Origin of the sequence: Kitasatospora sp. NPDC058444 (genome assembly GCF_042721415.1) — a bacterium.
Lineage (GTDB): Bacteria > Actinomycetota > Actinomycetes > Streptomycetales > Streptomycetaceae > Kitasatospora.
In genome coordinates this window covers 76,422-88,044 of the sequence record NZ_JBHXLL010000038.1, presented here as the reverse complement: position 1 = coordinate 88,044, position 11,623 = coordinate 76,422, and the positions used below count along the sequence as shown (strand labels likewise).

Genomic DNA, 11,623 nt, shown 5'->3' with positions numbered 1-11,623 from the left:
CTCGGCCAGACCGTCGTCATGGTCACCCACGACCCCGTCGCCGCCTCCTACGCCGACCGCGTCGTCTTCCTCGCCGACGGCCGCATCGTCGACGAGCTCCACCAGCCCACCGCCGACACCGTCCTGGACCGCATGCGCCGCTTCGACGCCAAGGGCCGCACCAGCTGACACCACGGCAGCCGTAGCCCGCTCACCGACCCACCCCAGGACACCCCATGTATCGCACCGCACTGCGCAACGTGCTGGCCCACAAGGGCCGACTGCTGATGACGGCGCTGGCCGTCATGCTCGGCACCGCCTTCGTGGCCGGAACCATGGTCTTCTCCGACACCTTCGGCAAGGCCATGCGGGACAGCAACTCCAAGAGCTACTCGGACGTCTCGGTCCAGGTGGTGGACCGCGCGGCCGGCTCCGCCGCCTCCGCCCGGCAGAAGAGCGAGGGCGGCACGGCCACCCTCACCGACGCCACCGTCCAGCAGCTGGCCGCCCTGCCGGGCACCGCGGGCGCCCGCGGCGTGGTCAGCGGCTTCACCGGCGTCGCCGACCGCAAGGGCGACCTGATAGGCCAGGTCTGGGCCGCCAAGGGCGCCAACTTCGCGCCGGGCCCGGACGGCAAGGACCCGCGCTACCCGATGGTGGAGGGCCAGGGCCCGAAGACCGCCAAGGAGGTCGCGCTCGACCGCAAGACCGCCGAGAAGGCCGGCTACAAGGTCGGCGACACCGTCCGGGTCGCCGCCAACGGCCCGGTCGTCGAGGCGAAGCTCACCGGCGTCTTCACCACCGACGACCCGGTGGTGAACACAGGCGGCACGCTCACCCTGTTCGACAAGGCCACCGCCCAGCAGACCCTGCTGGAGCCGGGCCGCTACAGCAGCGTCGTGCTCACCGCCAAGCCCGGCACCAGCCAGGACGCGCTGCTCGCCCAGGTCCAGCCCGCGATGCCGTCCGGCGACCGGTTCGACGTCGAGACCGGCGCCAAGCTCAACGCCGACGAGCAGAAGATGATCACCGAGGCCACCAGCAGCATGCGCACGATGCTCCTGGTCTTCGCCTTCATCTCGCTCTTCGTCGGCATCTTCATCATCGCCAACACCTTCACGATGCTGGTCGCCCAGCGCACCAAGGAGCTGGCCCTGATGCGCGCCATCGGCGCCAGCCGCAAGCAGGTCACCCGGTCCGTGCTGATCGAGGCCCTGCTGATCGGCACCGTCTCCGCCGCGGCCGGCCTGGTCGCCGGCATCGGGATCGGCGCCGGGATGCAGTCGCTGATCGGCTCGCTGAACGAGAACATGCCGAACGGCTCGCTGGTGATCAGGCCGCTCACCGTCGTCGTGACGGTCGTGGTCGGCGTCGTGGTGACGGTCCTGTCGGCCCTGCTGCCCGCCGTGCGCGCCTCCCGGATCGCCCCGGTGGCCGCGATGAGCAGCGGCGACCAGCCGGTCTCCCAGAAGAGCCTGGTGGTCCGCAACACGATCGGCTCGGTGCTCGCCGGCGGCGGCCTGGCGCTGATCGGCTACGGCGCCTCCACCGGCAACGACAGCGGCCGGCTCCCGGTCGGCGCCGGCGCCTTCCTGGCCCTGATCGGCGTGTTCGTGCTGCTGCCGCTGCTCTCCCGTCCGGTGGTCGCGCTGGTCGGCCCGCTGCTGCGGCTCGGCGGCACCCCGGGCAGGCTCGCCCAGCGGAACGCGGTGCGCAACCCGCGCCGCACCGCGGCCACCGCCGCCGCGCTGACCATCGGTCTGACCCTGGTCACCGGCCTCACGGTGATCGGCGCCTCGGTCAACGACACCGTCGACCGGGCCGTCACCAGCTCGATGAAGGCCGACTACATCGTCGGGGCCGCCAACGGCATGAGCCTGTCCGAGCAGGTGCCCGCGCAGATCGCCAAGGCCCCCGGGGTCGCCGCCTCCTCGGCGATGACCACCGCGTTCTGGGAGCTCAACGGCACCACCAAGGCGGTCAACGGCGTGGACGCCGCCGTCCTCGACCAGCTCGCCGACGTCCAGCTGACCAGCGGCTCCGCCGCCGGCTTCGCCAAGGGCGAGCTGATGGTCGACGAGGACGCGGCCAAGAAGCTGAACGTCACCGCCGGCTCGGTGCTGAACGTCACCTTCCCGGACGAGTCCACCGGCCGGTTCACCGTCGGCGGCGTGTACAAGGCGGGCGGCATGCTCGGCCCGGTCCTGCTGGCCAACAGCGAGCTGGTCAAGCACGAGCCCAAGCCGTACATCTCCGACGTCCTGGTCAAGGGCAAGGACGGCGCCACCGACGGCCTCAAGCAGGCGCTCAAGGACGCCACCGGCGCCAACCCGGTGATCGACGTGAAGTCCAAGCAGGACGTCCGGGACGCCTTCAGCCAGACCATCACCTTCGCGCTGAACCTGATGTACGGCCTGCTGGGGATGGCGGTCCTGATCGCGATCCTGGGCGTGGTCAACACGCTGGCGATGTCGGTCTTCGAGCGCAAGCGCGAGATCGGGATGCTGCGGGCGATCGGCCTGGACCGCCGGGGCATCAAGCGGATGGTCCGCATGGAGTCCGTGGTGATCTCGCTGTTCGGCGCCGGCATCGGCCTGCTGCTCGGCTGCTTCATCGCCTGGGCGATCAACGGCACCCTGAAGTCCAGCCTCTCCGGGCTGACCACGGTCCTGCCGTTCGGCCAGCTGGCGCTCTTCCTGGCGCTGGCCGGGGTGGTCGGCCTGGTGGCCGCGATCTGGCCGGCCCGCCGGGCGTCCAAGCTGGACATCCTGTCGAGCATCAAGACCGACTGACCGGTCCCGGAACGAGAGAGGTCCCCTGCCGGAGGGTTCGGCAGGGGACCTTCTACTTCTGTACTCCGCCCGGTCGCACGGCCGGCTGAGCACCACGGAGGTCGTGGTCCGGCAACGCTGCCGGGCGGAGGGCCTCCGACTCATACCCCGGTGCTCCCACACCGGGGTCTCAGTCGCTTACTTGCTCGCGAGTTCCTTGTCGGCGGCCGGCTTGGCGGCCTCGACGGGCTTGGTGGGCGGGGTGACCTCCTGGATCGGAAGCTGCGGCCGCTCCATCTGGGAGAGGCCGACCATCTCGCGCTTGAGGAACATCGCGAGCGTCCAGTCGGTGAAGACGCGGACCTTGCGGTTGAAGGTCGGCACCATCGCGCCGTGGTACAGGCGGTGGAACCACCAGGCCGGACGGCCCTTCAGCTTGTACTTGCCGAAGAGGATCGCCACGCCCTTGTGCAGGCCGAGACCGGCAACCGCACCGAGGTTCTTGTGCTTGTACTCCTTCTGCGGGAAGCCGCGCATGCCGGAGATCACGTTGTCGCCGAGGACGACGGCCTGACGGCAGGCGTGCTGCGCGTTCGGCGGGCACCAGGCGCCCTCGCCGGCGGCGAGGTCCGGCACCTGGGCGTTGTCGCCGGCGGCCCAGACGTAGTCGAAGCCCTGGACCTGGAGGGTCGGCGCGGTGTCGACGTGGCCGCGCGGGCCCAGCGGCAGGCCGAACTCGGACAGCACCGGGTTCGGCTTCACGCCGGCCGTCCACACGATGGTGGAGGCGTCCATCTCCATGCCGTTCTTCAGCATGACGTGGCCGTCGACGCAGGAGTCCATCGAGGTCTCGATGTAGACCTCGATGTTGCGCTCCTCGAGCTTCTCCTTGGTCCACAGACCGAGGTCCGGGCCCATCTCGGGGAGGATGCGGTTGGCCGCCTCGACCACCACGAAGCGCATGTCCTCGCGGCTGACGGTCTTGTACAGCTTGGCCGCGTCGCGGGCCATGTCCTCGATCTCGGCGACGGTCTCGATGCCGGCGAAGCCGCCACCGATCACGACGAAGGTCAGCGCCTTGCGGCGGATCTCCGCGTCCGTGGTGGACTCGGCCTTGTCGAGCTGGGCCATGACGTGGTTGCGGAGGCCGATGGCCTCCTCGACCGTCTTCATGCCGATGCCGTTCTCCGCCAGACCCGGGATCGGGAAGGTGCGGGAGACCGAGCCGGTCGCGACGACCAGGTACTCGAAGGGCAGCTCGTAGCTGTCGCCGGCCGCGGGCTGGATGGTGGCGACCTTGCGGGCGTGGTCGATGCCGGTGACGGACCCGGTCAGCACCTCCGCCTGCTTGAGGGCGCTGCGCAGCGGCGCGACGAGGTTGCGGGGCGCGACGTTGCCGCCGGCCGCCTCGGGGAGGAAGGGCAGGTACGTCATGTACGACCGCGGGTCGACGACCGTGACGGTCGCTTCGCCGTAACGCATCTTCTTGAGGATGCGCATCGCGGCATACAGGCCGACGTAACCACCGCCGACAATGAGGATGCGAGGACGCTCCGTGGTGCTCATATCCGAAAGTATCCAGCACCGTCCGGAGCAGCCTTCGTGAGCCCGGTCACAAGTTGACGGACCCCCCGTGCTACACTGCGCGGCCGCAAAACCGGGCCCGGCGCGGCGGCCCCCACCCCTGGACGGCCCCGCGCGAGCGCACGCCGGAGCACTACCGGCCTGAGCAGCAACGATCCGCACAGCGCCCGGGTTCCCGCGCATGATTTCGAATTTCAAACCTCAAACGAGGCCTGACCTGCGATCCCATGGGCCAGCCGACCGGCGCGCCTTCGGTCCCACAATTCGGACGTAGCGGGCGGGCCGGTACGGCGAATGACCGGATCGTCATGTGAAGAAATTCACGAACCTTTCCGCCCCGCGCTCGGGCGCGCCCCGGCCCCGGCCACCCGAAAGGGGTGCCGGGGCCGGGGCGGGTGAGGCCCGCACGGGGTCAGGAGGCGATGCCCCGGGGTCAGGAGGCGATGCCCCAGGCGATCCCGTCGAGGATGTCGTGCTCGCTCACGACCACCTCGGCGGCGCCGGTGCGCTCCATGATCTCCAGCAGCTCCAGCGCCCCGGCCGCGATCACGTCCACCCGGCCCGGGTGCATCGACGGGATGGCCGCGCGCTCGGCGTGGGTGGCGGCCAGCAGCTCCCGGGCGATCCCGGCGACCCGCTCCCGGCCGATCCGCGAGTGGTGGATCGCCGCCGAGTCGTACTCGGGCAGGCCCTGGGCGATCGCGGACACCGTGGTGACCGTCCCGGCCAGACCCACCAGGGTGGCCGCGCCGGTCAGCGGGACGACCTCCTCGGCCCGGTCCAGCTCGGCCCGCACATGCGCCCGGGCCGCCTCGACCTGCTCCTCGGAGGGCAGCTCGGTCTCGCCGAAGTACCGCTCGGTGAGCCGCACGCAGCCGATGTTCACCGAACGCGCCGCCTCGACGTCGTCCGTGCCGAGCACGAACTCGGTGGAACCGCCGCCCAGGTCGAACACCAGGTACGGGCCGGGGAACTGACCACCCGCCAGCTCCTTGGTGGCGCCCACGAAGGAGAGGTGCGCCTCCTCCTCGCCGCTCACCACCTCGGGCTCGACGCCCAGGATGTCGCGCACGCCCTTGACGTACTCGTCGCTGTTCTCCGCGTCCCGGGAGGCGCTGGTGGCGACGAAGCGCAGCCGCTCGGGGCCCACGCCGAAGCCGGAGATGATCTCCTGGTACTCCCGGCAGGCCGCGAAGGTGCGGGCCAGCGCGTCCGGGTGCAGCCGGCCAGTCCGGTCCACGCCCTGGCCCAGCCGGTTGACGATCATCCGGCGGTCCAGGTCGGTGATCTCCCCGGTCTCCGGGTCGAGGTCGGCGACCAGCAGGCGGATCGAGTTGGTGCCGCAGTCGATCGCGGCCACGCGGGTCGTGGTCACTCGGACTCCTGCTCCGCCGGGGAAGCCTCGGCGGCACGCTTCTTCGCGGCCCGCTCGGCGGTCTTCTGCTCCTTGGCGGCGATCACGGCCTCGTGGTCCTGCTCCTTGGCGCGGTTGCGGGTGACCCGCTCACCGGCGGCCTCGACCTCGGCCGGGGAGACGCACGGGCCCTTGGCCCACCAGTCCTCCAGCATGCCGAGCGCCTCGTCGCCGAGCGGGTTGACGCCCTCGCCGGCCGCCAGCGAGTGGCCGACCAGCACGTGCAGGCACTTCACCCGGTCCGGCATGCCGCCGGCGCTCGGGAAGCCCTCCAGCACCTCGATCGCGTCGCGCCGGGCGATGTAGTCCTCATGCGCCTTCTGGTAGGCGGCCGCCAGCTCCGGGTCCTCGGCGAGCCGGGCGCTCTGGTCCTTCATCACGCCCTCCGCCTCCAGGGTGCCGATCAGCGAGGCGGCCTTGGGGCAGGTCAGGTAGTAGAGCGTGGGGAACGGCGTGCCGTCCGGCAGTCGGGGGGCCGTCTCGACGACGTCCGGGTTGCCGCAGGGGCAGCGGTGCGCCACGCCGCGCAGGCCGCGCGGCACCCGGCCGAGCTGGGCGGCGATGGCCGCGACGTCGGCGTCGGAGACGGTGGGGTGGTTCTCAGTGGTCATGGGGGGAGGTGTCTCCAACGGGGGACGGTGGGAGGGGAAGGGGAAGGGGGTCGACGGGGGCCGCCGCCGCGGTGTCGGCGGCGTCCACCGAGTCCCAGATGCTGGCGTACCAGGGCTTGGCCGCCGTCGTCCGGCCGGCGGGGCCCGCGGAGGCCGGCTTGCCGGAAGCCTGGTTCGCGGCGGCCGGGTTGCCGGAGGCCGGGTTCGCGGAGGAGGCCGCGCCGGCCGCGGACGAGGAGGGCTGGGCGGAGGCCTGGCCGGCCGGGTCCACCGCGATGTACGGGGTCTCCCCCGGCACCGCGTAGTGCAGCCGGGCGCGGGCCTGCGCCTTGACGTACTCCGGGTCCTGCCAGCGGGCCTTCTCCCGGCGCAGCTGCTCGACCTGCTGGCGCGCGTGGTCGGCCTTCGCCCGCTGGGCGGAGATCTCGGCGCGCTGGGAGATGAACTGCCGCGTCGGGTAGGCGAGGATCGCCACCAGCGAGCAGAGCACCAGGACGAGGACGGTCGCCCGGCTCGTGAACCGGGGCCGGGCCGCCAAGCCCGGGATCCTCCAGCCAGCCATCTCCCGTATCCCCTCCTGGTCGCGACGGTGCCCCGCCGTCCACCCTACGGGGTGAACGGCGGGGCACCGGTCAGGCGTGCGCTACCGGGAGCGCTCAGGCCTCGTGCGCGGGGCGCTCGGGCCTCGTGCGCCGGGCGCCCGGCCCTCGTGAGCGCAGTGCTCGGGCCTCGCGCCCGCTGTGCCGGCTACTCCGCGGAGCGGAAGCGCGGGAAGGCGCCGCGACCGGCGTACTCGGCGGCGTCGTCGAGGATCTCCTCGATGCGCAGCAGCTGGTTGTACTTGGCGACGCGCTCGGAGCGGGCCGGGGCACCGGTCTTGATCTGGCCGCAGTTGGTGGCGACGGCCAGGTCGGCGATGGTGACGTCCTCGGTCTCGCCGGAGCGGTGCGACATCATGCAGCGGTAGCCGTTGCGCTGGGCCAGCTCGACGGCGTCCAGGGTCTCGGTCAGCGAGCCGATCTGGTTCACCTTCACCAGCAGCGCGTTGGCGGTGCCGGTCTCGATGCCGCGGGCCAGGCGGGCCGGGTTGGTGACGAACAGGTCGTCGCCGACCAGCTGGACCTTGTCGCCCAGCTTGTCGGTCATGGCCTTCCAGCCGTCCCAGTCGGACTCGTCCAGCGGGTCCTCGATGGAGACCAGCGGGTAGGCGGCGACCAGCTCGGCGTAGTACTCGATGAGCTCGGCGGAGGTGAGGTCCTTGCCCTCGAACTGGTAGGCGCCGTCCTCGTAGAACTCGGAGGAGGCGACGTCCAGGGCCAGCGCGACGTCACGGCCGGGCTCGTAGCCGGCCTTCTGGATGGCCTCGACGATGAGGTCCAGGGCCTCGCGGTTGGAGTCCAGGTTCGGGGCGAAGCCGCCCTCGTCGCCCAGACCGGTGGACAGGCCGCGCTCCTTCAGCACGCCCTTGAGCGTGTGGTAGACCTCGACGCCCCAGCGGACGGCCTCGGAGAAGGACTCCGCGCCGATCGGGGCGATCATGAACTCCTGGATGTCGACGTTGGAGTCCGCGTGCGACCCGCCGTTGAGGATGTTCATCATCGGGACCGGCAGGACGTGCGCGTTCGGGCCGCCCAGGTAGCGGAACAGCGGCAGGTCGCTGGCCTCGGAGGCGGCGTGCGCGACGGCCAGCGAGACGCCCAGGATGGCGTTGGCGCCGAGCGAGGACTTGTCCGGGGTGGCGTCCAGGTCCAGCATGGCCTGGTCGATCAGGCGCTGCTCGGTGGCGTCGTAGCCGACCAGCTCCGGGCCGATCTGCTCGATGACGGCCAGGACGGCCTTCTCGACGCCCTTGCCGAAGTAGCGGTTCTTGTCGCCGTCGCGCAGCTCCAGCGCCTCGAAGGCACCGGTGGAGGCACCCGACGGGACAGCGGCACGACCCGTGCTGCCGTCGTCGAGGCCGACCTCGACCTCGACCGTGGGGTTGCCGCGCGAGTCGAGGATCTCACGGGCTACGACGACATCGATGGACGGCACGAGGCATCTCCTTGCGGAAGCAGGGTCCGGTCTGACGGTGGTGCTGTCAGCAGGACGATTGCGGAGTCGTTACGACCAGAGCCTAACCGCCCGGGCTCCCGGGGCCACGTCCGCCTCGGTTCCGTCTCAGCGTGTGGCCCCACTACCCACCGGTAGTTCACCTGCTTGTCCCAGCTTGTCCCACCGGAGCGGGCGAATGCGGACGAAGGGGACCGGTAGGACCGGCCCCCTTCGGACGGCGGGGTGAGGCGGCGTCGGCGCCGGGCGGGCCGGCGTCGGGCGGGCCGGCGTCGGGCGGGCCGGCGTCGGGCGGGCCGGCTCAGCCGAGGTGCAGCACCTGGCCGGGCATGATCAGGTTCGGGTCGCCACCGACGGTGGCGTGGTTCTGCTCGTACAGCGCGTTCCAGCCGCCGGACACGCCCTGGGCGGTGGCGATGGTCGACAGGGTGTCACCGGCGCGGACGGTGTAGTCGTGGCCGGTGGCCTGCGGGGCCGACTGCGCGGCCTGCGGGGCGTACTGCGGCTGGGCGGCGGCCTGGCCGGCGTACTGCTGGTAGACGCTCTGGTGGCTGGTCCAGTACCAGGCGCCGTTGTTCTGGTACCAGAACACCTTGGCGTCGGCGTCCCAGCCGGCCTTGCCGGAGAAGCCCGGGGTCTGCGGCTGCGCCTGCTGCTGCGGGGCGACCTGCTGGACCGGCTGCGCGGCGGGCTTCTGAACCGGCTTCTGGGCCTGCTTCTGGGCGGCGGGCTGCTGCGCGACCGGCTTCTCGGCCGGCTTGGCGGCCGGCTTCGGGGTCTGCTGCTTGGGGGCGGACTGCGGCTTGGCGTCCGAGGAGGTGTCGACCGCGGCCGGGGCGCCGCCCTTGGTCAGGCCGGCCTTCTGGGAGCAGACCGGCCAGGCGCCCGGCCCCTGCGAGGCCAGCACCTTCTCGGCGACCGAGATCTGCTGGGCCTTGCTGGCCTGGTTGGCCTGCGGCGCGTAGGCGGTGCCGCCGTACGCCTTCCAGGTGCTGGAGGTGAACTGGAGGCCGCCGTAGAAGCCGTTGCCGGTGTTGATGCTCCAGTTGCCGCCGCTCTCGCACTGGGCGACGGAATCCCAGGTGGAGGCCGGGGCGGCGGAGGCGCCGGTGGCGGTGAGGAGCGGCATCGCGAGTCCGACGCCGGCCACACCGGCGACGGCGATGGCCTTCTCGGCCTGGGTGCGACGACGGTGACGGCCAGTTCCAACGAACAGCATGAAGAGGTCCCTCTCCGCACGCCTGCGAGGTGAGCTGTCGGGTTCGGACCGGGAGGTGGCCCGGCCGCCGTATGCGGAAACGATTCCGCTCGGGCGGCTTCACCCCAAGCCGTGGGGAGACGGCAACAAACCTGGTTCCCCCGCCCCTGCCCAGGGTTCTGGTCGGTTTCCCGTGGCGCGGCGGGCAGGACTCGGCGTTCCGCGTACGAGGTCCGCAGCTGCGAACTCCAGGGAGAGTAGACAGATCTTCAGACCAATCACAAGCTCATATCGTCGATATCACATGACAATTACGGCCCGTGGTCGATCGCCTACCAACGGCGGTGTTATGTCCGGATTGATGGGTGTTCACACCCTCGTCGGCAGGCGGTTCGCGACCTTCCGTCAGCGCCGTCAGCGTGTCGCGGGCGCTCCCGGGACGTGCGGAGGAGCGTGCGGAGAGCGGCTCTCCGGGCTGAATTCCACCGGGAGTTCGCGCAGGCCACGCATGATCAGACCGCCGCGCCACCGCAGGTTCTCCGGGCTTTCCGCGAGTCGCAGATCGGGCAGCCGGGAAAGCAGCGTGGCCAGCGCGGCACGGCCCTCCAGCCGGGCGAGCGGAGCGCCGATGCAGTAGTGGATGCCGTGCCCGAAGCCCAGGTGCGGATTGTCCGTCCGGGCCAGGTCCAGGGTGTTCTCGTCCGCGAACCGGGCCGGGTCGCGGTCCGCCGCGGCGAGCACCACCAGCACCGGGTCGCCGACCGGGATGTCCACCCCGCCGATGGTCAGCGGACGGGTCGCGAACCGCCAGGTCGCCAGCTCCACCGGCCCGTCGTAGCGCAGGAGTTCCTCGATCCCGGTCTCCAGCAGCGCACTCTCCCCGCGGGCCACCGACCCCTGCAGCAGCCGGCGCTGCTCCGGGTTGCGCAGCAGGGCGTAGGTGCCGTTGCCGATCAGGTTCACGGTCGTCTCGAAACCCGCGAACAGGAGGATGAAGGCCATCGCCGCGGCCTCGTTCTCGGTCAGGTGCTCGCCGTGGTCACTGGCCCGGATCAGACCCGAGATCAGGTCGTCCCCGAGGTCCGCGCGCTTGCGGTGGATCAGCTCCAGCAGGTACGCCCGCATCCGCTTCACCGCCCGTCCCACGCCGCCGCGTTGGCCCCCGCCGTGTCGGATCATCATCCCGGCCCAGTCGCGGAAGTCGTCCTGGTCCTCGGCCGGCACCCCGAGCATGTCGCAGATCGCGTAGATGGGCAGCGGGAAGGCGAACTCGTGGATCAGGTCGGCCGAACCGCGCTGCGCGAAGCCGTCGATCAGCCGGTCGGTGAGCTGCTGCACCCGCGGCTCGAACTCGGCCACCCGGCGCGGGGTGAACGCCTTCGACACCAGTCGGCGCAGCCGGGTGTGGTCCGGCGGGTCGATGTTCAGCAGGTGGGTCATCAGGTCCGCCTGCCGCTCCCCCGGGATGCCGACCCGGCCGGTGCGGTGCGCCTGCTCGCTGTGGTACGCCGGGTTCTTCGACAGCCGGCTGTCCGCGAGCGCCTGCCGGGCGTCCGCGTACCTGGTCACCAGCCAGGCCTCCACCCCGCTCGGCAGCGTGGTGCGGTGCACCGGGGCGTGCTCGCGCAGCCAGGCGTAGGCGGGGTACGGGTCGGAGGCGAACTCCCAGGTGAACAGCTGCGGGGCGGTGGCGTCGACAGGGGTGTCGGCGGAGGCGTCGGCAGGGGTGTCGGACGGCGTGGCGGCGGGCCGGGCGGGGTCGGGCTGAGCTGGCATGGACCGACCGTATCCGGTGCGACGGACCGCGGCCGCCGCGCCGACACTCCGTGGACGACCGACCGCCGGCCATGAACCGTCCGTGGACGGCTCATGGACTGTCCGTGGACGGTCAATGAGCTTTCCGTGGACGGCTCTTGGCCGACTCTTGGCCACGGGACGGGCGTGAGCCTGGTCACCTGAGGGGTAATCCCTGTTGCGGAGGGTCAGGACGTGCCTACGATCCTCCGCAGTACGC

The 11,623-nt window shown here is 71.5% G+C and carries 7 protein-coding genes, 2 pseudogenes and 1 riboswitch; of the genes and pseudogenes, 2 read left to right on the top strand and 7 right to left on the bottom strand.

The genetic code is table 11. The features are described from left to right. Positions 1 to 168 (top strand): annotated as a pseudogene (locus ACFWP2_RS30415) (ABC transporter ATP-binding protein); the annotation flags it as partial. 47 nt (positions 169 to 215) lie between these two features. Then, positions 216 to 2,771 (top strand): ABC transporter permease, encoded by a 2,556-nt coding sequence (locus tag ACFWP2_RS30410; RefSeq protein WP_380457338.1) that lies wholly within the window; start codon positions 216 to 218, stop codon positions 2,769 to 2,771. Positions 2,772 to 2,948: 177 nt separating this feature from the next. Here the strand turns inward: ACFWP2_RS30410 and ACFWP2_RS30405 are convergent, their stop codons facing one another. From ACFWP2_RS30405 to ACFWP2_RS30375, 7 genes and pseudogenes are all read right to left on the bottom strand, one after another. Next, entirely contained in the window at positions 2,949 to 4,316 is a 1,368-nt protein-coding gene (locus ACFWP2_RS30405) for an NAD(P)/FAD-dependent oxidoreductase (RefSeq protein ID WP_380457336.1), read from the bottom strand. Positions 4,317 to 4,767: 451 nt separating this feature from the next. Then, a complete protein-coding gene (locus tag ACFWP2_RS30400; protein WP_380457334.1) occupies positions 4,768 to 5,709 on the bottom strand; it encodes an exopolyphosphatase in 942 nt (313 codons plus the stop codon). Between the two features lie 128 nt (positions 5,710 to 5,837). Further along, a pseudogene (locus tag ACFWP2_RS30395) lies at positions 5,838 to 6,377 on the bottom strand (DUF501 domain-containing protein); the annotation flags it as partial. Beyond that, complete coding sequence (locus tag ACFWP2_RS30390; RefSeq protein ID WP_380457332.1) at positions 6,349 to 6,921, bottom strand: septum formation initiator family protein; 573 nt, start codon at positions 6,919 to 6,921, stop codon at positions 6,349 to 6,351. The gene ACFWP2_RS30390 and the pseudogene ACFWP2_RS30395, both read right to left, overlap by 29 nt. 185 nt (positions 6,922 to 7,106) lie before the next feature. Next, positions 7,107 to 8,393, bottom strand: coding sequence for a phosphopyruvate hydratase (gene eno / locus ACFWP2_RS30385; RefSeq protein ID WP_380457330.1), 1,287 nt, complete (start codon positions 8,391 to 8,393; stop codon positions 7,107 to 7,109). 319 nt (positions 8,394 to 8,712) lie between these two features. Further along, the gene (locus ACFWP2_RS30380) at positions 8,713 to 9,630 is read right to left on the bottom strand and encodes a transglycosylase family protein (protein WP_380457328.1); all 918 of its coding nucleotides are present in this window, start codon (positions 9,628 to 9,630) and stop codon (positions 8,713 to 8,715) included. 5 nt (positions 9,631 to 9,635) lie between these two features. Next, a riboswitch (cyclic di-AMP (ydaO/yuaA leader) is annotated at positions 9,636 to 9,804 on the bottom strand. 219 nt (positions 9,805 to 10,023) lie between these two features. Further along, a complete protein-coding gene (locus ACFWP2_RS30375) occupies positions 10,024 to 11,385 on the bottom strand; it encodes a cytochrome P450 (RefSeq protein WP_380457326.1) in 1,362 nt (453 codons plus the stop codon). Positions 11,386 to 11,623: the final 238 nt, after the last annotated feature.

Excerpts from the sequence above, each read along its gene's own strand:
- ACFWP2_RS30410 (WP_380457338.1), top strand. The coding sequence starts at position 216 with ATGTATCGCACCGCACTGCGCAACGTGCTGGCCCACAAGGGCCGACTG.
- ACFWP2_RS30405 (WP_380457336.1), bottom strand. The coding sequence starts at position 4,316 with ATGAGCACCACGGAGCGTCCTCGCATCCTCATTGTCGGCGGTGGTTAC.
- ACFWP2_RS30390 (WP_380457332.1), bottom strand. The coding sequence starts at position 6,921 with ATGGCTGGCTGGAGGATCCCGGGCTTGGCGGCCCGGCCCCGGTTCACG.
- ACFWP2_RS30380 (WP_380457328.1), bottom strand. The coding sequence starts at position 9,630 with ATGCTGTTCGTTGGAACTGGCCGTCACCGTCGTCGCACCCAGGCCGAG.
- ACFWP2_RS30375 (WP_380457326.1), bottom strand. The coding sequence starts at position 11,385 with ATGCCAGCTCAGCCCGACCCCGCCCGGCCCGCCGCCACGCCGTCCGAC.